18 protein-coding genes are annotated in these 21,264 nt (G+C 74.6%); 5 read left to right on the forward strand and 13 right to left on the reverse strand.

All coding sequences use genetic code 11. The annotated features are described in order from the left end of the window. Positions 1–3: 3 nt before the first annotated feature. Entirely contained in the window at positions 4–2,340 is a 2,337-nt protein-coding gene (locus ACIA5A_RS23545) for an acyl-CoA dehydrogenase family protein (RefSeq protein WP_396766143.1), read from the forward strand. 6 nt (positions 2,341–2,346) lie between these two features. On the opposite strand, the gene ACIA5A_RS23550 is transcribed toward ACIA5A_RS23545, so the two are convergent. Genes ACIA5A_RS23550 through lysW form a run of 9 tightly spaced genes read right to left on the reverse strand, consistent with a single transcriptional unit; the run spans position 2,347 to position 10,133 of the window. After that, entirely contained in the window at positions 2,347–3,306 is a 960-nt protein-coding gene (locus ACIA5A_RS23550) for a transketolase family protein (protein WP_396766146.1), read from the reverse strand. Continuing rightward, positions 3,303–4,139: a transketolase gene (locus tag ACIA5A_RS23555; RefSeq protein WP_396766149.1), complete on the reverse strand. Its 837-nt coding sequence runs from the start codon at positions 4,137–4,139 to the stop codon at positions 3,303–3,305. The genes ACIA5A_RS23550 and ACIA5A_RS23555 overlap by 4 nt, the downstream gene beginning before the upstream one ends. Next, the gene (locus tag ACIA5A_RS23560) at positions 4,139–5,194 is read right to left on the reverse strand and encodes a M20/M25/M40 family metallo-hydrolase (RefSeq protein ID WP_396766151.1); all 1,056 of its coding nucleotides are present in this window, start codon (positions 5,192–5,194) and stop codon (positions 4,139–4,141) included. Before ACIA5A_RS23560 ends, ACIA5A_RS23555 begins: the two co-directional genes overlap by 1 nt. Further along, a complete protein-coding gene (locus ACIA5A_RS23565) occupies positions 5,191–6,027 on the reverse strand; it encodes a [LysW]-aminoadipate kinase (protein WP_396766154.1) in 837 nt (278 codons plus the stop codon). The genes ACIA5A_RS23560 and ACIA5A_RS23565 overlap by 4 nt, the downstream gene beginning before the upstream one ends. 32 nt (positions 6,028–6,059) lie before the next feature. Continuing rightward, positions 6,060–7,085 carry an N-acetyl-gamma-glutamyl-phosphate reductase gene (argC, locus tag ACIA5A_RS23570; RefSeq protein ID WP_396766157.1) on the reverse strand — a complete coding sequence of 342 codons (1,026 nt, stop codon included), beginning with the start codon at positions 7,083–7,085 and terminating at the stop codon, positions 6,060–6,062. After that, positions 7,082–7,939: a RimK family alpha-L-glutamate ligase gene (locus ACIA5A_RS23575; protein ID WP_396766160.1), complete on the reverse strand. Its 858-nt coding sequence runs from the start codon at positions 7,937–7,939 to the stop codon at positions 7,082–7,084. Before ACIA5A_RS23575 ends, argC begins: the two co-directional genes overlap by 4 nt. Beyond that, entirely contained in the window at positions 7,936–8,670 is a 735-nt protein-coding gene (locus ACIA5A_RS23580; protein ID WP_396766162.1) for a hypothetical protein, read from the reverse strand. The genes ACIA5A_RS23575 and ACIA5A_RS23580 overlap by 4 nt, the downstream gene beginning before the upstream one ends. Then, on the reverse strand, positions 8,667–9,941 hold the full coding sequence (locus ACIA5A_RS23585) for a DegT/DnrJ/EryC1/StrS family aminotransferase (RefSeq protein ID WP_396766165.1): 1,275 nt from the start codon (positions 9,939–9,941) through the stop codon (positions 8,667–8,669). Before ACIA5A_RS23585 ends, ACIA5A_RS23580 begins: the two co-directional genes overlap by 4 nt. A gap of 24 nt (positions 9,942–9,965) precedes the next feature. Then, positions 9,966–10,133 carry a lysine biosynthesis protein LysW gene (lysW, locus tag ACIA5A_RS23590; protein ID WP_181569177.1) on the reverse strand — a complete coding sequence of 56 codons (168 nt, stop codon included), beginning with the start codon at positions 10,131–10,133 and terminating at the stop codon, positions 9,966–9,968. Between the two features lie 219 nt (positions 10,134–10,352). On the opposite strand from lysW, the gene ACIA5A_RS23595 reads away from it, so the two are divergent. The 3 genes from ACIA5A_RS23595 to ACIA5A_RS23605 all read left to right on the forward strand — a co-directional run bounded on the left by ACIA5A_RS23595 (position 10,353) and on the right by ACIA5A_RS23605 (position 13,914). Continuing rightward, the gene (locus ACIA5A_RS23595) at positions 10,353–11,543 is read left to right on the forward strand and encodes a S8 family serine peptidase (RefSeq protein WP_396766168.1); all 1,191 of its coding nucleotides are present in this window, start codon (positions 10,353–10,355) and stop codon (positions 11,541–11,543) included. A 303-nt stretch (positions 11,544–11,846) separates the two neighbouring features. After that, positions 11,847–13,550: a tetratricopeptide repeat protein gene (locus tag ACIA5A_RS23600; protein WP_396766171.1), complete on the forward strand. Its 1,704-nt coding sequence runs from the start codon at positions 11,847–11,849 to the stop codon at positions 13,548–13,550. A gap of 199 nt (positions 13,551–13,749) precedes the next feature. Continuing rightward, complete coding sequence (locus ACIA5A_RS23605) at positions 13,750–13,914, forward strand: hypothetical protein (RefSeq protein ID WP_396766173.1); 165 nt, start codon at positions 13,750–13,752, stop codon at positions 13,912–13,914. A 67-nt stretch (positions 13,915–13,981) separates the two neighbouring features. On the opposite strand, the gene ACIA5A_RS23610 is transcribed toward ACIA5A_RS23605, so the two are convergent. Then, the gene (locus tag ACIA5A_RS23610) at positions 13,982–15,517 is read right to left on the reverse strand and encodes a ricin-type beta-trefoil lectin domain protein (RefSeq protein ID WP_396766176.1); all 1,536 of its coding nucleotides are present in this window, start codon (positions 15,515–15,517) and stop codon (positions 13,982–13,984) included. Positions 15,518–15,844: 327 nt separating this feature from the next. Here ACIA5A_RS23610 and ACIA5A_RS23615 point away from each other — a divergent pair, with 327 nt between their 5' ends. Beyond that, a complete protein-coding gene (locus ACIA5A_RS23615; RefSeq protein ID WP_396766178.1) occupies positions 15,845–16,189 on the forward strand; it encodes a hypothetical protein in 345 nt (114 codons plus the stop codon). Between the two features lie 51 nt (positions 16,190–16,240). Here the strand turns inward: ACIA5A_RS23615 and ACIA5A_RS23620 are convergent, their stop codons facing one another. The 3 genes from ACIA5A_RS23620 to ACIA5A_RS23630 form a co-directional block, all read right to left on the reverse strand. Next, entirely contained in the window at positions 16,241–19,042 is a 2,802-nt protein-coding gene (locus tag ACIA5A_RS23620) for an AfsR/SARP family transcriptional regulator (RefSeq protein ID WP_396766181.1), read from the reverse strand. Between the two features lie 225 nt (positions 19,043–19,267). Next, positions 19,268–20,224: a hypothetical protein gene (locus ACIA5A_RS23625; RefSeq protein ID WP_396766184.1), complete on the reverse strand. Its 957-nt coding sequence runs from the start codon at positions 20,222–20,224 to the stop codon at positions 19,268–19,270. A 32-nt stretch (positions 20,225–20,256) separates the two neighbouring features. Then, positions 20,257–21,087, reverse strand: coding sequence for a peptidoglycan-binding protein (locus ACIA5A_RS23630; protein ID WP_396766187.1), 831 nt, complete (start codon positions 21,085–21,087; stop codon positions 20,257–20,259). Positions 21,088–21,264 lie beyond the last annotated feature (177 nt).

Here is a 21,264-nt window from a genome sequence, read left to right on the forward strand (position 1 = left end):
GCCGTGACGACCACGACCTCCGCCCGTCAGGCGGGCACGGCGGACGGCCAGATCGGCCTCACCGCGGATCAGTTGGCGCTCGAACAGGGCGTCCGCGCGCTGCTCACCGGGCCGCTCGGGCGGCCGCTCGTGGCGCGTGCCGCCGCTGACGGCCCGGCCCGCGGCGAGGCGCTCGGCCCGCTGCACCGGCTGCTCGGCGCCCGTGGCTGGCTCGCGCCGGGCTGGCCGCGGGAGTACGGCGGCCTCGGCCTCGGCCCGGTCGAGACCGCGATCGTGCACCGCGAGCTGGTCCGCAACGGCGTGCCCGATCTCCTGTTCGTCGTCTCGATCTGCTACGTCGGCACCTGCCTGTTGCTGGCCGGCAACGACGCCGTCAACCGGACGTATCTGCCGTCGCTCGCGGCGGGCGAGCTGACCTCGTGCACGTTGTACAGCGAGCCCGACACCGGCTCGGATCTCGCCTCCCTGACCAGCCGGGCCGAGCGGGTGGAGGGCGGCTACCGCCTGCACGGCCGCAAGAGCTACAGCCAGGCCACCGAGCACGCCGGCTACGCGCTGGTCGCCGCGCGGCTCGCCGAGACCTGCGGGTCCGTCGGCGGGTCGGACAGCGCGGGCGACGACGGGCCGCCGGCGCACACCGGGATCACCCTGTTCTGGGTGTCGTTGGGCGACCCCGGCGTCACCGTGCGCCCCGAGCCCAACCTGGGGGAGGCGCCGTTCAGCACGGTGCTGCTCGACGGGGTGTTCGTCCCCGACGACCACGTGATCGGCCCGCCGGGCGAGGCGTGGCCGCTGTTGAACACCGCGCTGTCCATCGAGCGCACCGGCTTCGAGGCGCACCTGAAGATGCGTCACTGGCTCGACGCGGTCGGCGCCCGCGCGACCGCGCTCGGCCTCGACCGGGAACCCTGGTTCGCCGGAGCCTCGGCGGTCCTCGACGCGCGCGTCGAGGCGGGCGGCCACCTCGCCTGGCAGATGATCGGCAAGCAGGCGCGCCGGGAGCTGGACGGCGCCGGCGCGGCGATCGCCAAGTGGTACAACACCGAGCTGGGCCGGCCGATCGCCCGGCTCGCGCTGGACGTGGAGGCCGCCGCGGGCGCGGTGGTGGACGCGCCCGCCGGCCCGGGCGCCGACGAGCAGTACCGGGAGTGCCCGGGCCTCACCCTGTCCGCGGGCACGTCGGAGATCATGCTGTACGCCGTGGCGACCGGGCACCTGCGCGTGCAGATCGGCGACGCGCCGCCGCTACCGCTCGACGATCCCGACGCCGCGTTCCGGCGGCGGCTGCGACGCTTCGTCGGTAGCGCCTTCGCCGCCGAGACCGCCGCGGCCGGGCCGGGTACGTCCGCCGGCGCACCGCGGACCGACCCGGCCGCGGCCTGGCAGGCGCTCGTGCGCAGCGGCAGCGTCGGGTTGACGCTGCCGCCGGCGGCGGGCGGCGCCGGCCACGGCCTCGTCGAGTCGCTCGTAGTGGCCGAGGAACTCGGCCGTGCGCTGGTGCGGGGGCCCTACCTGGCGACCGTCGCCGTCGCGGAGGCCGCGGCGAGGGACGGCTCCGGAGGCAGCGGCTGGCCGCTGGCCGTCGCGGCGGCCGGGGGCACCGTCACGGCCGCGGTGGCCGGGGAGGTCACCGCGGCCGAGCCGACCTCGCCGGGGGAGGCAGTCCTCGTGCTCGACGGCGGCGTGCTCAGCGGGACCGTGGCGCTCGTGGCGCACGCCGACGTCGCCGAGGTGCTCGTGGCGCCGGCGTGGACGCCGGCCGGACCGGTGCTCGTCGCCGTGCGGCGTGACCAGCCGGGCGTGCGGTTGCGCCACCGCGACGCGCTCGGGCACGAGGACCTCTTCGCGGTGGCGTTCGAGCGGGCGGACGTGGAGCCGGGCGGGGTGCTGTGTGAGGTCGGGTCGGCGGCTCACGCGGCACTCGTCGAGCGGCTGCGCCTGCGGCAGTGCGGGTATCTGCTCGGCCTGTCCGCGCAGGCGTTCGACCTGACGCTCACCCGCGCCAAGACCCGACGGCAGTTCGGGCAGCCGATCGCCGCGTTCCAGCACGTGTCGTTCCGGCTGGCGGCGCTGGCCGCCCGGCTGCACGCCGCCCGGGTCCTGGTGCGGGCCCGTGCCGTCGAGCACGACGCCGGACGGGTGCCCGAGCCCGCGCGCGGCGCGGCGGTGCTCGCCCTCGTCGCGCAGCTGGCCCGGGACGTGACGGCCGAGGGGGTGCAACTGCACGGCGCCCACGGCATCACCCGGGCGGCGGCGATCGGCCGGTTCTACCATCGCGCCGCCGCCGAGACAGTCGTGCTCGGCGGCCCGGGGGTGATGCGGTCGGCCCCGGCGAGCTGAGCGGAGCTACCGCTGGCGCGGCGTCTCGGCGAGCATCGCGTGCGCCGCCGCCACCACCCGTGCCGCCGTCACGCCGGCCCGCTCCAGCAGGTCCTCGTGCTCGCCCGCGTACGGGAAGAAACGATCCGGCGCGCCGACCCGCCGGACCCGGGTTCCCTGCTCGGCGAGGCACTCGGCGACGGCCGAGCCCAGCCCGCCGGCCGCCCAGTGGTCCTCGACGGTGAGCACCGTGTCGTTGCCGGCCGCGGCGGTCAGCGTCGCCACATCGAGGGGCTTGACCGTGTGCATGTCGAGCACCGTGGTGGCGACGCCGGAGGCGGTGAGCGCGTCGGCGGCCTGGAGCGCGAGCCGGACGGGACGGGGACCGCAGCCGACGATGGTCACGTCTCCGCCGATCGGCCGCAGCACCTGGGCCCGGCCGAGCAGTGCCGGCGACGGGCGTGGCGGCAGCGGTGGGGTGCCCTCCCGCCCGAGCCGTAGGTAGCTCGGACCCGGGCCGTCGAGGCACTGCCGCAGCAGGCCGGCGGCGTCGTCCGCGTCGGCCGGCACGACGACACGCAGGTTCGGCAGGGTGCGCAGCACCGCGACGTCCTCCAGCGCGTGGTGGGTCGGGCCGAGGCTGCCGGCGGAGAGCCCGCCGTGGGTCGCCACGATGTGCACCGCGAGGTTGCCGAAGGCGACGTCGATCTTCACCGCCTCCAGGGCGCGGGTGGCGGCGAACGTCGCCATCGTGTGCACGACCGGGATACGACCGGCCCGGGCCAGGCCGGCCGCGGCGCCCAGCAGGTTCTGCTCGGCGATGCCCAGGTTGACGTACCGGTCGGCGGCGGCGCCGAAGTCCACCCGCGCGAACTGCCCGGTGTCGCTGTCCAGGCACACCAGGCGCTCGTCGGCGAGCATCAGCTCGGCCAGGAGCTGCGCGCACACCTCGCGGGCCGGGCGGGCCGCGGTGCCCGGGGCGCTCACGGCCGCGCCACCCGGGTGTCCTGCTGCAGGGCCGCCATGGCCCGGGTGAGCTGGCGCTCCCCGAGCCGGGCGTAGTGGCTGTGCACCTGGTCCTCGACGTACGGCAGCCCCTTGCCCTTGACGGTGGTGGCGAGCACGACGGTCGGCCGTCCGGACTCCGCGGGCGCGGACAGCGCGGTGCGCAGCTGGTCGCGGTCGTGGCCGTCGACGGCGCGCACCGTCCACCCGAAGCTCGCCCACTTCGCCGCGAGTGGCTCCAGCGCCAGCACCTCCTCGGTCGGTCCGGTGATCTGCAGGCCGTTGCGGTCGACGACGGCGACGAGCCGGTCGAGCCGGTGCGCGGCCGCCGCCATCGCCGCCTCCCACACCGAGCCCTCCTGCAACTCGCCGTCGCCGAGCACCACGAAGCAACGGCGTTCGGCCTCGTCGAGCCGCATCGCCAGGGCGTACCCGACGCCGAGTGGCAGCCCGTGGCCCAGCGCGCCGGTCGGAGCCTCGACTCCGGCGACGTCGGGGACCGGGTGCGCGAGCAGCGTGCCGCCGGGGCGGCCGTACCCGGCGACCGCGGATTCGGGCAGGAAACCGCACTCGGCGAGTACCGCGTACAGTCCGATCGCGCCGTGGCCCTTGCTCAGCACCATGATGTCCCGGTCCGGGTCGTCGGGGCGCTCCGGGTCGATCCGCATGACGTCCTGGTACAGCGTCAGCAGGATCTCCACCAGCGACATCGAGCCGCCGAGGTGCCCGCCGCGGGCGTGCCCGCACATCTGCACGATGCGCCGGCGCACCCGCGCGGCGGCGGTGTCGGCCCGTGGCGGCGTCACTACGCTCATCATCTGCTCCCGGTCGCCGGTGCGGTGGTGAGGCGCTCGACGGCCCAACGCAGGGTCGCGATCGCCCGGTGGTACTCGGCCAGTTCGAGGTGCTCGTCGGCGCTGTGGTCGAGCCTGCTGTCGCCGGGGCCATAGCAGGCCATCGGCACGTTCCAGTACTCGGCAAGCGTGTTCATGTCGGACGTCGCGGTCTTCACCTTGTAACCGACCGTGCCGCCCTGCGCGCGTACGCCGCCGACCAGGGCGCGCACCGCCGGATCACGCCGCTCGACCCGGCACGCCGGCACGCTGGCGCACACCTCCAGCCGTCCGGCCGGCAGCCGGCGGCGCAACGCGGTGACGAGCGCGTCGGCGTCGAACCCGAGCGGGATGCGTACCGTGAACTCGGCCTCGGCCTCGGTCAGGTCGCCGCGCAGCGAGCACAGGGTGGTGGCCGGTCGGTCGAACGCCGTGTGCGCGTCGGGTGTGCCGGCGAGCGCGGTGAGCGTCTCCCAGGCGGCGGCGGCCAGCTCGACCGCCTTCGGCCCGGGGCGGGTCGGGTGGCCGGCCGGACACGTCACCCGGTAGCGCAGGTCGAGCTTGCCCTTGTACCCCAGGACGACCGTCGACCAGCCGCTCGGCTCACCGACGACGAGCGCCGACGGTGGCGGGTGGCTGCTGCCGACAAGCCGGGCGCCGCGGGAGCTGGGCAGCTCCTCCTCGACGGCGCCGACGACGACGACGCGGCCGCGCGCCCGGCTCGCCCCGGCGGCGGCGCTGATCATCGCGGCGAGGGGGCCCTTGGCGTCGACGGCGCCACGGCCGTACAGGCGGCCGTTCGCGACGCGCACCGGAAGCGTGTCGCCGGCGGTGTCGAGGTGGCCGAGGAGCATGACGGTGGGCCCGTCGCCGCGGTCGAGCTCGCCGACCGCGTTGCCGGCCGCGTCGACCCGCGCGGTGAAGCCGAGCGTCCGCATCCGCGCGACGACGAGGCGGGCCAGCCGTTCCTCGTCCCCGGACGGCGACGGGATCCGCACCATGTCCTGGAGCAGCCGTTCGGCGGCGTGCGGGGTCACGCCGGTACCGTCGTCCCGGTCAGGCGCACCCGTGTGCCCGCGCCGTCGAGGGCGGCCCGTACGGGTTGGTGGGCCCGCCCGTCGGCGATCATCACGTCTCCGACACCGGCGCGCAGTGCGTCCCGCGCGGCGAGCAGCTTCACCGTCGCGCCGCCGCCCACGCCCGCAGGCGGTCCACCGTTCGGAGTCAGCGTCACCACGTCGCGGACCGTCCGCTCGTCAGCCGGGTCGGCCAGCACCCCCGGCGCGGCGGTGAGCAGCAGCAGGCGTCGTGCGCCGAGGGCGGCGGCGACGGCGGCCGCGGCCCGGTCGGCGTCGATGTTGACCGGCGCGCCGTCCAACCCGAGGGCGGGCGGTGAGATCACCGGCACCGTGCCGGCGTCCAGCAGCGTACGCAGCAGTCCGGCGTGGACCGCCACGATCCGGCCGGTGTGGTTGTCGCGGACCAGCCGGGTCCGCCCGTCGATCACCGCGCGGTGCGGCCCGTGGCGGCGGGCGACGATGAGCCCGGCGTCCAGACCGGTGAGTCCGACCGCCGGTGCCCCGGCGGCGGTCAGCGCGGCGACGAGGCGCGGTTTGACCGCACCCGCGAGGGCCAGCAGCACCACCTCGAGCGTGGCTCGGTCGGTGTAGCGGGCCGACGAGCCGTCCGGCGCGGTGATCCGGCGCTGCACGACGCCCAGCCGGGCGGCGATCGCGTCGATCTGCGCGGAGCCGCCGTGGACCAGCACGACCCGCCGACCGGCGGCCCTGACCGCGGCGACGTCGGCGCAGACGGCGGCAGAGTCGACGGCGGACGTGCCGCCGCACTTCACCACGATGATGTCCGACATCGGCCTCCTTCGGGGGCGGGCTGGACGGTTGGTCAGTTCGGGTGCAGGCCGGGGAAGTCCAGGCCCCGCCGCTCGGGCAGGCCGAACCGGATGTTCATGCACTGCACCGCGTTGCCGGCGCCGCCCTTGACGAGGTTGTCGAGCGCCGCGACGAGCACCGCCTCCCGGCCGCGCCCGCCGAGGGCGAAGCCGACGTCGCAGAAGTTCGACCCGGCGAGGATCTTCGGCTCGGGCAGGCGGTACAGGCCGCGCCGCTGGGCGACGACCCGCACGAACGGCTCGTCGGCGTAGCGCAGCCGGTACGTCTCCCGCACGAGCCGTTCGTCCACGCCGTCCACCAGCCGTACCCGGCACAGCACCTGCACGCCGCGCACCGCCTCCACCCCGGTGACCGACATGCCCACCTCGACGCCGGTCGCCTCGGCGATCTCCGCTTCGTGCCGGTGACCGGCAGGTGCGAACACCCGCATCGCGCCGGCCCGTTCGGCGTGCACATTGCCTTCGCCGGGCCGCCCGCCGGAGCCGCTGGAGCCGGTGCGGGCGTCGACCCAGACCTGGCCGGCGACGAGCCCGGCCGCGGTGAGCGGTTGCAGCGCCAGGATCCCCGCCGTGGCCATGCAGCCGGGCACGCTGATCCGGTCGGCCTGCGCCAGCCGTTTGCGCTGCGTCTCGGGCAGGCCGGGCACGAAGGTGGGGAGCAGGCGGGGCGCGGCGTGCGCGACGCCGTACCACCGCTCGTAGGCCACGGGGTCGGCGAGGCGGAAGTCGCCGGAGAGGTCGACGAGCACGGCGCCGTGGTCGAGGAGGCCGGGCAGGACCGTCATGCCCGCCCGGTGACCGCCGGCGTGGAACAGCACGTCGCAGGCGCCGAGCCGGTCCATGGCGCAGAACGTCAGGTCGGTCAGCGAGCGCAGGTTGGGGTGCGTGCCGTCGACCCGCCGCCCGGTCGAGCTCGCGGAGACGGCGGCGGTGACGGTCACGTCGGGGTGGCCGAGGAGCAGGCGCAGCAGTTCCCCGCCGATGTAACCCGCGGCGCCGATGATCGCGGCGCGGATCACGCGCCGGCCCGCCGTCCGAGATAGTCGGCGATCCGCTCGGCGACGTCCACCCGATCGCCGTGCGCGGCCTGGAACCCGGCGAACTCGACCCGGTGGTTGACCTCCAGCACGTACAGGTCGCCGGCGCGGTCCTCCAGCAGGTCCACGCCGGCGATCTCGGCCCCGACCGCCTCGGTGGCGGCGACGGCCAGTTCGCTGATCGGAGCGGTGAGCAGGCAGCGGACGCTGTTCGCGCCGGTCGCGACGTTGGCCCGCCAGCCCTCGGCGCGACGCCAGGTGACGCCGACGGCCTGGTCGCCGACGACGATCACCCGCAGGTCGCGGCGCACCGTCGTGATCTGCTCCTGGAGGTACACCACGTGCGAGCGCGGCGAGGGCAGCGCGGCGACGTGCTCCAGCACCGTCTCTGCCGCGTCCCGGCAGGTCAGCCGGCCGACGAGGCGACCCCAGGACCCGACGAGCGGCTTGATGACGGCCGGATAGCCCAGCTCGTCGAGGGCGTCGAGCGCCGCCTGCGGGGTCAACGCCAGCGCGGTGCGGGGCGTGGGCAGGCCCCGCGCGCGCAGCGCCAGCGAGGTGCGCCACTTGTCGCCGCAGGTGCCGACGGCGGCGGCGCTGTTGACGCCGACGACGCCACACGCTTCCAGCGCCTCGGCGGCGTACTCGGCCCGGGTCTGGCTGATCTCGCGGTTGAGGGCGAACGAGTACGGCGGTCCCGGCCCGTCGGTGTTGAACCTGAGCCGGCGCGGGTCCACCCGGGTGTAGGCGAGGTCCCGCCGGGACAGGGCCGCCATGATCTGCTTCTCCTCGACGCGGATGGTGGAGGCCAGCAGCGCCACCGTCGGCGCGTTCACGGCCGCTCACCCGCCGGTCGGATCCGGTGCCGGCGCAGCTCGCGGTACACCGGCTCGTGGTGGGCCAGGTAGCCGGCCAGATGTGGCACGGCGTCGAGGTCCACGGCGTGGCTGGGCGGGCGGCGGGTGAGCGCGGTGCTCCGCGCGACGTCGGCGTGCCAGCGGCGGGTCGCCTGCCACTCCGGCCGGTCGCCCGCCGGCCACGTCATCGCCTCGGGCAGGAACTGCAGCCCGAGCAGGGCGCAGAACCGCGCCACGGTTGTCTCGGGCGCGGCGACGAGGTCCTCGGCGTCGATGACCGGGGGTGTCGTTCCGGTCAGCGAGCGGACCCGTTCGAACAGCTCCCGCAGGTGCGTGAAGCCGATCTGTTCGGACCGCACCCGGGGGTTCACGGCGTAGTACGACGGGATGGTCTCGGCCGGGCGGCGGATCAGGAACGCGCTGCGGGCCAGGCCGCCCAGGAACGCCTCGTCGGCGAGGACCGCCGGATAGCGGGCGTCGGTGGTGTCCTTGACGAAGACGGGCGCCCGGTCGGCCAGCTCGCGCAGGGCCGCGACTACGCCGGCCTCGTCGTGCGCGATGCGGCCGCCGACGTCGGCCGCGCCGTGCTCGGCCAGGGTGGAGAACGGCTCGTGGACGGCGATGTGGTCGCCGCGTTGCAGCATCATCCGGAAGAACGCGGTCGAGCGCGAGCGCGGGACGCTCCACAGCACGATGACGGTCCTGGTCACGCCGCCACCTGGTCTCCGCCGTGCTGGGCGCGGGCCAGCACCGCCAGCGTCGCGCGGTGCTCCCACACCTTCTCCAGCGCGTCGGCGACGCGATCCAGCAACGGACCCGCGTCCGGGTGCAGGTGGACCCGTTGCAGCACGAAGGAGTCGGCGACGACCGCCTCGGTCACCGGGACGTCGCTGCGGCGACAGGTCGGCCCGCCGTCGGCGAAGAGCGGCTGACGCGACAGGGGCATGCTCTGGTAGCGCGAGGCCGGCACCCCTTCGCCCCGTAGCACCCGGCAGATCGCCGCCCGCAGGGCGCCGCCGGCGGTCTCCGGCAGGTCGAACGCGGCCGGGAGCAGCCGGAAGCGCAGGATGTGCCAGCCGTGCTCACGGTCGCCCGGCGCCGTCGGCGCGACGAGCCCGGGGATGGCCGCGGTCCGGTCGAGGAACGCCCGTACGTTACGGTCCCGCGCCAGCGCCCACTCGTCGAGGTGGGCGAGCTGGGCGCGGGTGAATGCCGCCTGAATCGCGTTGATCTTGCCGTTCCAGCCGGCGAGCTCCGACCGGTAGGGCCGGTCGCCCCGCGCGGGCAGCCGTTCGCCGAACTGACGCAGCAGTGCCGCACGCCCGGCCAGCCGGGCGTCGTCGGTCGTGACCAGGCCGCCCTCGCCGCACGTCGGCAGGTTCTTCGAGGCGTTGAGGCTGAACGCCGCCAGGTCGCCGAGCGAGCCGGTGCGACGGCCGCGGTACGCGACGCCGTGTGCCTGCGCCGCGTCCTCGACGACCGCGAGGCGGTGCCGCGCGGCGACGGCGCCGATCTCGTCCATGTCGGCGGGCAGGCCGTGCAGGTGCACCGGCACCACCGCGGCCGTGCGGTCCGACAGCGCGGCTCGCAGGGCGTCCGGGTCGAGGTTGAACGAGACCGGGTCGATGTCGACGAAGACCGGTACGGCCCCGAGGTGCGCGACGGCGAGCGCGGTGCCGACGAAACTCAGCGCCGGCACGACCACCTCGTCGCCGGGCCCGACGCCGGCGGCGGCGAGCGCGATCGACAGCCCGATGGTGCCGTTGGCGACGGCCACACAGTGTCCGACACCGACCCGGTCCGCCCACTCCCGCTCCAGCGCCGGGATCTCCTGCTCGCCGCCCGCGGCGACGGTGAACCGCCCCGAGTCGATGACGCCGAGCACGGCCGCGCGTTCCGCGTCGGTGACGATCGGCCACCGCGGCACGGTCGTGCCCTCGGGGACGGCTCGCGTCCCACCGAGCACCGCAAGCTTGGACATGGCGTGTTCCCCGCTCCCCGTCGCCTACTCGCCCCAGTCCTCCTCGACCTCGGGGGCTCTGCCGAGCACCACGGGATCGGTGGACAGCACTTCGAGCTCGCTGCGGCACTCGGCGCACTCGACGATCTCGTTGAGCACCGGCGTGTCGAGCGACACACGGGCTTCGCAGTCGGGGCAGGCCACAGTGGACACCTGATTCTCCTCGCGAGCGTCGTCGGGCGGGATGTGGCCTCTGTCTACCGTGACTGTCCTGGCCCGACAAGCGTTCGACGTCCCGCCGGCGAGACATCGCCGGCGTGCCCCGATCCGTCTTGCCCGCCCGTCGCGGGGACCACCAGACTCGGCGGGGCACGTCCGCCGGACGGCCGGACCGACAGAAGGAGCAGCAGTGTGGTCAACATCGTGCGAACCTTGACGCGCAGCGCCGTGGCCCTGTCTCTGGTGGTCACCGTGGCGGCCGTCGCGGTCCCGTCGCGGGCCGAGCCGGCGTCGGCCGCGGGCGCCGACGTGGTGCCGAGCTGCGCGGCGCCGGCCACGCCCGGGCAGTTCCGGTGCTTCGCGCTCAAGCGCACCGGGGTGCGGCACGGGAAGCCGTCCGGTCGTCCGGCGCGGCCCGACGGGCTCGGCCCCGCCGACCTGCGCTCCGCCTACCGCCTGCCGTTCAGCCGGACCGACGCCACGATCGCGGTCGTGGTCGCCTACGACAACCCGGCCGCGGAGGCCGATCTGCAGGTGTACCGCTCGACGTACGGTCTGCCGCCGTGCACCAGCGCGAACGGCTGCTTCCGCAAGGTCAACCAGCGCGGCGACGCCGCCCCGTTGCCGGCGCCGGATCCGGCCTGGGCGGGGGAGAGCAGCCTCGACCTGGACATGGTGTCGGCCGTGTGCCCGTCGTGCCGGATTCTGCTGGTCGAGGCCGACGACGCCTCGCTGAACCTGCTCGAAGGGGTGTCCACGGCCGTCGCGCTCGGCGCGTCGTACGTGTCGATGAGCTGGGGCCTGCCGGAGCAGGAGCTGGAGCTCACTGTCGACCCGTTGTTCTTCTCGGCCCCGGGCGTGGTCTTCACGGCGGCCAGCGGCGACAGCGGCGCGGCCGGGGGCCCGGTCTACCCGGCGTCCTCGGCGGGGGTCGTCGCGGTGGGCGGCACCTCGCTGCGCCGGGCGTGGAACTGGCGGGGCTGGACCGAGTCGGCGTGGTCCGGCTCGGGCGGCGGCTGCTCGGCCTACATCGCGAAGCCGGCCTTCCAGCACCGGGTGCGGGCCTGCGCGACGCGGGCCACGGCCGACGTCGCCGCGGTCGGTGACCCCGGGACGGGCGTCGCGGTGTACCAGACGTACGGCGACGGGGGTTGGGGGATCGACGGCGGCACGAGCGCCGGGGCCCCGATCATCGCGGCGGTGTACGCCCTGGCCGGCGCGGCCGGTGGGCAGGGCGCTCCGGCCGGCTACCCCTACGCGGCCCGTCGTGGCCTGTTCGACGTCACCAGCGGTTCCACAGGCACCTGCACACCGCGTGTCCTGTGCACCGGCTCGCGGGGCTGGGACGCGCCGACGGGCCTCGGCACGCCCAACGGCGTCTCGGCGTTCGCCCCGCCACGATGACCCGTTTGCCGGCCGGCTCCCGTTTCAGGGGCCGGTCGGCACGCGCCGGGAGCCGGCTGATGCGGGACATCCCCCAGGGCAGCAATCACGAGAACTCTTCTTATTTATATCGATCACGATTACGCTCTGGACCAGCCCTGAAGTGGATCACATCGGAGGTTCCTATGAGGAAGATGACCATCCGCCGCACGAGCGCGCTCCGTCTGGTCTCCGGCGCACGCCGGCTCTGGATCGAGTGGTGCTGGTAGCTGCCGGCGCGGCGGGCGCTCCCGGGCGCCCGCCCCTGCGGCGGTGGGCCCGGCCGTGACCGGCGCTCCACCGCGCTACGACTGCCACCGTGACCACGGGCCGTACGCCGGAGTCTCGGCCTTTCTCGGTCGGATCGCCGCCGACCGGCCCCGTCTGGCTGCCCGGCACGCCGTCGAACTGCGCGCGATCGCCCCCCAGCTCGATCCGGCGGCCCGGCCGCCGGCCGAGGAGGAGCCGATCCGCTTCCACCCCGCCCGCCGGACCGCCTGCCTGGCCTTCGGCGCGGCAGAGCTGGTGGAGGCCTGGGCCGGCACACTCCGGCAGCCCGTGACCGTCCGGTTCGATCACGTCTCCCGCGCTGACGAGACGACCGTCGAGTTGCTGGACGCACTGGCCCGCCGGCCCCTGTCGGCCATGGTGCGCCTCGACCTACGCGACGGTGGGGCCCCCGACCCGTCGCCAGACGAGCGCACCCCGCAGGCACTGCGGCGAGCCCTGGGTGACGGCCTGGCCGGCGGCTTCTACCATCATGCGGCCCGAGTGGCCCGCCGTGGTCGGGCGGCGGTCACCCCCGGTGGCGACCTGCGGCACTGGTGGGCGTTCACCACCGGCCTGGCCACCGCCCTGGCGGCCCTGGACCGGGCCGCCGAGGCGCTCGACCTCTACGACGAGGCACGGGCCGTCACCGACGATCCGAAGATCACTATGTCGGCGGCGTACGCCACCGCCATGCTGCATGCCCGGCACCTGCCGGCGGCCGACCAGGACCCGGCGCAGGCCCGGCGCTGGCTGGAGCAGGCGCTGCGTCTCGCCGCGGGGCTGGCCGACCCACGCCAACGTCTGCTGTCGACGGTCTTCTACGAGCAGGGCCTCGCGCTGCTGGACAGTCGGGCCGGCCGGCCCGACCACGCGCTGCGGCTCGTCGACGACGGGCTGGCCCGGCTGACGGCCGCGCTCGTCCCCGGCGAGCGTCGGCAGGACCTCGCCCGGCTGCGCCACAACCGGGCGCAGGTTCTCCTCGCGCTGGGCGACCCGGCGCGGGCGATGGCCGACCTGGACGCGGTGATCGCCCACGACCCCGACAACTGCGAGTACTACGTGGACCGTGCGGCCCTTCACCGGGCGGCGGGCCGGACCCGAGCCGCGATCCGTGACTACGACGCCGCCGTTCGGCTGGGACCGCACCTGCCCGAGGCGTACTACAACCGGGCCGTGCTCCAGCAGGAGCGGGGCCGCCCCGAGCGGGCGCGCGCCGACCTGGAGCGGGTGCTCGCCATCGACCCCGGGCACCTCGACGCCCGGATCGCCCTGGTCAACCTGCATGTGGAGCGCGGCGCGCTCGACGCCGCCGAGGCCGGCGCGCGGGCAGGGCTGGCCGGCGCTCCGCGGGACCCTGCGCTGCTGTGCACCCTGGGCCTGGTCCGCGCCGAGCGCGGCCGTCCCGCCGAGGCCGACGAACTGTTCACCCGAGCCCTCGGCGAGGACCCCGAGCTGGTGGAGGCGTGGGCGAACCGGGCCGCCGCGCGGTTCGAGCGCGGGGACGCGGTCGCCGCGCTCGCCGACCTGGACCGGGCGGTGGCGCTGTCGGCGGCTCCCGTGCCGCGCTACAACCGGGGCACGGCCCTGGCCCGGCTGGGTCGGTGGGACGAGGCGGCCCGCGACTTCGCCCAGGCGCTCGACCAGCCCGGCCTGGACCGGGCGCTGCGCCGGGACCTGCGCGCGGGCCTCGCTCGCTGCCGCCGAGCGTTGGCCGGCTGAGGTCTCGACACCGGGTCCGACGGTCCGCACCGCTGCGGCAATCCCCCTCAGCGGTGCGGGGTCCGACGGACTGGTCGCGCTGCGCTCGGCCCGGTCGGTGCCGGCGTACCTCCGATCGACAGGATCCATCCGCGACCCGCAGCGATACCCGACGTCCCTGTCGATGCTCGTGGCGACCGCCGAGCCGGAGGCTCACCCAGTGATCTCGTCCAACGCCCACGTCCACGCGGCGCTCAGCTCCGGTGACACGTTCGTCGCGTCCTACAGCGTCAACAGCATGGACACCCGCGTCTCGCCGGACGCGGACCACTACCGCGACCCCGGCATCTACCGCCCCCGCTTCATCCGATGCACCCTCGGGTAAGGCCGAGGCGCGGCTCCCGTCCCGGCCCACCTCGGACCGGGACGGGACGCCGTGTCGAGGGCACTGCTCAGCCGGTGCGCCACTTCTGGTTGGCGGTGCCGGCGCACTCCCAGAGGATCAACCGCGCGCCGTCGTTGCCGTTCCAGTCCTTGATGTCGACGCACTTGTTGGCCTGCGGGTTGACCAGGTCGCCGGCGGCGGAGAGCACGAACTGCTGCGCGGCGTTGCCGCTGCAGGTGGCGATCTGGATGACCGCGCCGTTGTCCCGCGAGCCCCAGGCCACGTCCATGCACATGTTGTTCTGTGTGCGCAGGCTGCCGCCGGTGAAGGTCCAGCCCTGTGCCGCCGTGCCGTTGCAGGTCCAGGTCTGCAGGGGAACTCCGTCGGAGAAGTTCGAGTTCGGCACGTCGACGCACTTGTTGTTCCAGTTGCTGATGATCCGGGTCCCGGTGCCGCCCCCGCCGGTGGTGACCAGGTTCAGCCCGTAGGCGCCGAGGATCTCGTTGACCGGCTGGAACCACATGGTGCCGCCGGTGGTGCAGTTGCCCGATCCGCCGGAGGTCACCCCCTGGGCCTGGTCGCCGGAGAGCCAGGCGCCACCGGAGTCGCCTCCCTCGGCGCAGGCGTTGCTGCGGCTGAGTCCGTAGACCGCACCCTGGGCGTAGTTGACCGTCTCCTCCCGGCCCAGGAGGGTGCCGCAGCGCCAGCCGGTCGTCCGTCCCGACCGGCACACCGAGCTGCCGATCACCGCGTCCCGGGAGCCTACGACGGGAGCGTTGCCCCCGGCGTAGTTGTTCACCCAGGGACGCGGCGTCCAGTCTGCGTCGGTGCGGACCCAGGCGTAGTCGTTGCCCGGGAACGACGAGCCGGCGAACGTGCCCTGCGCCACGTTGTTGAATCCACGGGTGGGGCTGCCGGTGGCCCCGCAGTGTCCGGCGGTGACGAAGCCGCCGGCGACGGCGAAGCCCACCGAGCAGAGCACGTTGCCGTTGATGACGAACTGGTCTCCGCCGCGGATGTCGTACAGCGGGCGCGGCGCGTCCGGAGCCGTCGAGTAGCGGACGATCCCGGCGGTGAGGCCGCTGCCACCGACGAACGACCGGGCCGCGCGCTCCTGCCCCGGCGCGACCCGCACCACGACCTGGTTGGCGGCGGCGTCCACGTGCCAACTACGTACGGCGGTGCCGGGTGGATGGCTGCGTGCGCGTCGATCCAGTGTGGTGCGTGCCGCGGTGAGGGTGTTGAGCGTTCGGGCGACGAGCCGGGGCCGGGCGCCCTCGGCCCGTACCGTCGCGGCGGCCGACGCATCGGTGACGGCGACGGTGAGCGGACCGCCGGCGTCCAGCCACGAGCCGGCGTACCGGGTGCCGAGGCGGGAGCGCAGGCGTCGGTCGACCACCGCCGCGGCGGCCTCGGTCGTGAGGCGGGCGGTGAGTTGGTCGTCGGTCAGGTGCAGATCGCGGCGCATCGCCGCGGCCATGCCGGTCGGCAGGCCGGACGCCTGCGCCTCGACCTGCGGGGCGGTGGGTGCCGCCGGTGCCGCGGCGGCCGGGATCGGCAGCGCGAGCGTCGCGGTGGTGAGCAGCGCCAATATCCTGGTCATCGAACTCCTTCCGGTTGGCGTGGCGGTGCGGGAGAGCGCTCTCAGCGTGGAGCTGTAAAGTCTCTTTGTCAATAGATGAACATCGATCAGGCCCGGTGCGTGACCGACGGTTCAGGGCGCCCAGGGTGCGGTGATGTTCCAGGTGCTGTCCGCGGCCCACGACGCGGGGGAGTTCCACGCCTCGCCGCCGGCGCCGTTGCTCAGCCAGACCCTCCGAGTTGTAGTGCCGGAGGTATCTGCCGCGGTAGTTCGCGGACTCCGGTGAGACGCCGTTGCCGGTGAGCCCGACCCGGGCGCACCACGTGGCGTCCGGCGCTCTCCATCACGATGCTGTGGGCGGAAGCACTGATCTTTCCGTTCTATGCCGTGGCACCGACCTGGTGGCTGCTCTCGCTGGTGGCGTTCGCCGAGTCGGTGGTCTCGCCGGTCTACAACGTCGCCCTCGAGTCCTACCGGCTCGCCGTGACCCCGGATGCGCTGCGCGGGCGCGTCACCAGCGCGGTCGAGACCCTCACCACCGGGGGAGCGGCGATCGGCACCACGGCCAGCGGAACGGTGATAGCCCTGCTCGGAACGACCACGCGGACCCTCATGCTGACCGGATGGCTCGCGCTTCTCGGCCTCCCCGCGACGCTGAGCAAGACCGTCCGCAGGGCGCGGCCGGACGACTGACGCGACGATCCCGGGACCGATCGCCCCGGCGCCGAGGCTCTCGTGCCCGGGTCAGGTCCGACGGGCCGATCGCCGTGCGGCGGGGACGCGGAGCGCGGTCAGCGCGCGGCGCACCTCGTCGGCGCCGATGGTGTCCCCGGTCTGCTCGGAGATGGCGAGCGCGAGGTGCAGGTCGTCGCGGGCCGTGAGCTGCTGGCCCGTGTCGCGGTGCACCTTCGCCCGCACGGTGAGCACCCGCCACTCGGCCTCGCGGTTGCCGGTGTCGCGGGCTGCGGTGAGGGCCCGGTCGAGCCAACCGTACGCCTGCCGGTACCGGCCACTGCGGGCGTACGCCTGGCCGATGGTCAGGATGGTGATGCCGAGGCCCAGTTCGTCGCCGATCTCCCGGCGCAGCCGCAGGCTCTCCTGGAGATGGGCGAGCGCCGCGTCGGGCTGGTCGAGTTGCAGCAGCACGTCGGCGAGGTTGTTGAGGGTGACGCCCATCCGCCGGCGGTCGGCGCGCCGACGGTGCAGGTCGAGGGCGCGCAGGAAGGCCGCTCGGGCCTCGTCGAGGCGGCCGGCGGCGGCGAGCAGCACGCCGAGGTGGTCGAGGGTCACCGCCACCGCCTGCGTGTCGTCGTCCGCCTCCCGTAGCGCGAGCGCGATCCGGAGGTTGTCGACCGCCCGGTCGGTCTCACCCAGGCGGGACTGGGCCACCGCGAAGTAGGTCAGCGAGGTCGCCTCGTCCGGCCGGCTGCCCAGTCGACGGGCGCACCGCAGCGCACCCTGGGCCACCTCACGGAGATCGCGGTAGTACCCCCGCATGGGGAGGAAGGGGTACAGCTCCGCGCACAGTCGGACCGCGAACAGGTCTCCCTCGGTGGTGCCGTCCCGAGCCGCCACACGCGCGGCGGCGACCAGGTTCTCCCGCTCCCGGTCCAGCCATCGCAGGGCCTCCCGCTGGTCGGCGAAGGTCACGACGGGCCGCGTCTCGACGAACCCGTCGGCCGGTCGGTCGGGAACGCGCCGAAGGTGGTCGCCGGCCCGTCGCGTGGTGCCGAGCCAGTGGCAGCGGGCCGCGTGGATCGCCGCCGCCCGGCCCGTCGGGTCGCGTCGGCCGCGCTCCATCGCGTAGAGCCGCACGAGGTCGTGCAGGCGATAGCGGTCTGTCCCGCACGCCTCGACGAGGCCGGCGGCGGCCAGCCGGTCCAGCAGCGCGCGCGCCTCACGGGCATCGGTTCCGGTGAGCACCTGGGCCAGTTCGATGCCGATCGCCGGGGGACAGACCATGCCCCACCGGTCGAACAGGGCCAGCGCCTCGGGCCCGCCGGGCCGTTCGGCGAGGACGTCGGCGGTGACCGCGAGGCTGGCGCGGACGGCCAGGTCGTCGCAGCTCAGCTCGTCCAGTCGGAACTGTTCGTCGGCGAGCCGGGCGATCATGTCGGCGAGGGTCCACTCGGGACGACCGGCCAGCCGGGCCCCGACGATCCGCAGCGCGAGCGGAAGGTGGTCGCACAGGTCGGCCAGCACCGCCGCCTCCTCCGGGGCCGCGAGGATGCGTTCCGGCCCCGCGTGCCGGGCGAGCAGAGCCACCGACTCGTCGGGAGGGAGCGCGCCGACGGCGAGGTGGGCCACGTCCAGCGTCGGCAGCGCCGTGCGGCTGGTCACGATCACGGTGGCGGCGCCGAGCACCGACAGCAGGCGGCGCACCTGTCCGGCGTCGACCACGTTGTCCAGGACCACGAGCATCCGCCCGTCACCGATCCGAGTCTGCAACTCGGCCGCCTCGGCGGCCGGGGTGCCGCCCGAGCGTTCGCCGTCGAGCGCGCGGAGCAGGCTCCCGGTGGCCTCCTCGACCGTCATCGGGGTGAGCCCGGGGCTGCTGCCGCAGAAGTCGAGGTAGAGCTGGCCGCGCGGGCAAGACGGGGCGAGCCGGGCGGCGACGGCGCCGGCCAGCGCCGACTTGCCGACCCCGGCCGGGCCGTGCAGCACGATCGCGCCGGCCCTGCCGAGGGTGGCCTCGATCTGGTTCAGCAGGCGTTCCCGGCCGATGAGGACGACGGACGGCGGGAGGCTGGACGGCGCGGTGCGCGGCGACAGGTCGCCAGGGGCGGCATCGGGACGGCCGGGTGTCGCCGGGACCCCTTCGCGCAGGCCCCGTTCGACCTCTCGCAGAACCAGCCCTGGGCCCCGGCCGGTGCCGGCGCGCAGCGCGGCGTCCGCCGCGGCCAGTGCGGTCATGGCCTCGGCCCGCTCACCCAGCCTGACGAGGGCCTTGGTCAGGGCCTCCCAGGCGGACTCCCGGGCCGGCCGGTCGGCGAGCAGCGACCGCAGCGCGGCGACCGCCGCGCGGTGCTGGCCGGCCTCGGCACAGGCGGCGGCGTACCGCTCCACCGACACCCATCGACTCTCGTCGAGCGCGTCGAGGCTGTGGCCGAGCGACCCGAAGCGGGGCAGCCCCTCGGCCGCCTCGCCCCGCCAGCGCCGCAGCCCGGCCGTGAGGGCCTGCGCGGACTGCTCGGGGCGTCCGCGACGGACCGCGTCCAGCGCGTCCTGGATGTCGACCTCGAACCCGTCGGAGTCCAGCTCGCCCGCCTCGACGGCCAGGACGTAGCCGGCGTTCACCCAGACCAGCCGGTCCCGGTGGGGCCCCAGCAGGCCGCGCAGCCGCGTCACGTACGTCCTGAGGTTGACCGGCGCCGACGGCGGCGGCTCGTCCCACAGGTCGCCCAGCAGCCGCCTGGTGGAGACCCGCCGCCCGCGGCTCAGCAGCAGCGCGGCCAGCAGGAGCTGGGTCCGGCCGGCCGGCAGCGCGACCGCGCTCCCGTTCAGGTGCATGGTCACCGGCCCCAGCAGGCCGAATGCGACTGTCATGATGCGCGACCCCCCATGCCCTCGGAGATCCGATTGCCGGCCGTGAGAGCCTAGCTTGATCTTCGGGCGGTTCGGGGTGGGCGGGATTCAGAGTCTTCGTTTCCTGGTGCCCGTCGGGTGCAGGCGCGACGCACCGCCGGGTGCCGCGGCGATGCTCGTAGGGAGCATCGCCGGCGACACCCGGCGGGTGAGGGTCGACCGGTCCTCTCGGGTGGACCGGCCGCCTCAGTAGTTGACGTAGGCGGTGACGGCGATGTGCTCGGAGTACGCGCCACCGGTCGCCGTCGGGCTGATGTGGGCGGCGTTGCTGAAGCCGCCGCCGCTCTTGGCCAGCATGAAGTCGATCCGCCGGGAGCCGTTGGTGTCGTACGCCGAGGAGCAGTCGCGGCTCCCGCACTTCTCCGCGATCGGGTCCCGGTAGCCGAGCGCCTTGGCGTCGTCCCACCAACCCTTCGTCTTCGCCTCGGTGTTCATGTCACCTGCGACGATCTTGAGGTCGCCACCGAGGCGGACCATCGCCTCCTCGGCCTCGGACATGTTCTCGTCGGCGCAGTCGGGGCCGTTCCAGGTGTTGGTGGGCCAGTGGATCGAGGCGACCGAGACGTCCTCGTTGCGGACGTTGTCGTGCAGTCGGACGCCGATGTTCTCCACCCGGTCCTGGCTGCTGGAGGTGGGCTCCAGATTCTTGCACCCGCCGGTCTTGTTCTCGGGGGCGTCGGAGCGCCAGCGGGTCTCGGCCTTCTGGGTGAACCGGTCGGAGCGCCAGATCACCGCGTTGGTCTGCTGGTTCTTCAACTTGCCGCAGGTGCTGGTGTAGCCCATGGAGCCCGGGCTCGCGATGGCGATCTCGCCGGCGTAGGTGCCCGGCAGGTCGGCGCTGAGCCGGGCGAGGAGAGTGTTGAGCTGCGTCTGGTTCGAGATCTGCTGGACGGTGAAGATGTCCGGGCTCAGCGGCCGGCCCTTGAGGTAGGTGAGCAGCCGGTCCCAGATGTAGCCGTCGGCGCACGAGCTCGGCAGCCAGTTCTCGATGTTGTTGTTGTAGACCACCAGGTAGTTCGGCGACGCGTTGACGGCGACAGCCTGGGCGGCGGTGGCGCCGGTGAGGCCGACCGCCGCGGTCATCAGGGCCGTGCCGAGCACGGCGACGACGCCGCGCGCGAGGCGACTGTTGCGAATGGACATTGTTCCTCCTGGTCATGCTGGTGGGATGACGGTCAGAGCGACCGCTGGTATTCCTCCCAGGTCCGCTTGCCGACCACCGGGCCGTCGTCGGGGCCCCGGTTGGCCAGGCCGTTGCGGCCGAGGTAGTAGTCGCCGGCCTGGTTCTGCGCGCCGGTCGACTGGTCGGTGTCGGCCAGCGCGACGGCGTGGATGTGGTAGCCCCAGTCCCCCTGGGTGGGGGTGCGCAGCCAGGCGGCGAAGCCCACGGTGCGCAGCCGGCGCAGCACGTCCGTCCGTGTGGCCGAGGAGAGGCCGCTGACCGACAGGTCGAGCACGCCGCCGCCGTCGTGGGTGCCCGCGGAAGCGTCGACGCCCGAGTTGTACGAGCCCTGGGTGATGCCGAGCTGGCGACCGAGCAGGCGCTCGGCCTCCAGCAGCATCGCCTTGGTCCGCGTGTTGACCTGCACGCCGCGCAGGGTCACGACGCTTCCGGGCGAGAGGGCCCGGACGACGGTGAAGCGCCCGTCGCCGAGCGCCCGCAGCGACGACGGGCCGGGCAGGCCGGTCGCGTCGAGGCCGGTGTAGCCGAGCGAGCGCTGGTACGCCGCGTACGCGGCGACTGTGCTGGTGCCGAAGTGCCCGTCCACGTATGTGGTCGACAGCAGTCCCCTGGCCTGGAGCGCGCGCTCCACCAGCAGCACGCTGTCCTTCGCGCCCTCGGTGAGGGCGGTGTCCGCGCGTCGCGGGTCGATCTGGGCCGCCTTGATGAGCGCCTCCATGTCGACCGTGGGCAGGGCGGCGGAGGCCGGGCCGGCGGCGAGCGGTCCACCGGTCGCCACGGCGAGGCCGACGGCACCGGCGAGCAGGTTCCTTCTGGTGATCATGTGGGCTCCGTCAAGGCTGTCGAGGTGGTTGTCCGGTCAGCGGCGTGGTGCGGCGAGGCGAGCGCACATAGATGGATGTGGCTGCATGCCGCACGACTATTGGCGTGCCCCCGAGCGCCGTCAAGGCGCCCGCTCCCGATCAGCGCGGAATGTGCCGGGAATGTGCTGGCCGTCCCG

Source organism: Micromonospora sp. NPDC051300, from assembly GCF_044455315.1.
GTDB classification, from domain to species: domain Bacteria; phylum Actinomycetota; class Actinomycetes; order Mycobacteriales; family Micromonosporaceae; genus Micromonospora; species Micromonospora robiginosa.

What these genes read in the sequence shown, in the direction of transcription:
- ACIA5A_RS23555 (WP_396766149.1), bottom strand. Translation starts at nt 4,139, where the DNA reads ATGAGCGTAGTGACGCCGCCACGGGCCGACACCGCCGCCGCGCGGGTG.
- ACIA5A_RS23565 (WP_396766154.1), bottom strand. Translation starts at nt 6,027, where the DNA reads ATGTCGGACATCATCGTGGTGAAGTGCGGCGGCACGTCCGCCGTCGAC.
- ACIA5A_RS23585 (WP_396766165.1), bottom strand. Translation starts at nt 9,941, where the DNA reads ATGTCCAAGCTTGCGGTGCTCGGTGGGACGCGAGCCGTCCCCGAGGGC.
- ACIA5A_RS23610 (WP_396766176.1), bottom strand. Translation starts at nt 15,517, where the DNA reads ATGACCAGGATATTGGCGCTGCTCACCACCGCGACGCTCGCGCTGCCG.
- ACIA5A_RS23615 (WP_396766178.1), top strand. Translation starts at nt 15,845, where the DNA reads ATGCTGTGGGCGGAAGCACTGATCTTTCCGTTCTATGCCGTGGCACCG.
- ACIA5A_RS23620 (WP_396766181.1), bottom strand. Translation starts at nt 19,042, where the DNA reads ATGACAGTCGCATTCGGCCTGCTGGGGCCGGTGACCATGCACCTGAAC.
- ACIA5A_RS23625 (WP_396766184.1), bottom strand. Translation starts at nt 20,224, where the DNA reads ATGTCCATTCGCAACAGTCGCCTCGCGCGCGGCGTCGTCGCCGTGCTC.
- ACIA5A_RS23630 (WP_396766187.1), bottom strand. Translation starts at nt 21,087, where the DNA reads ATGATCACCAGAAGGAACCTGCTCGCCGGTGCCGTCGGCCTCGCCGTG.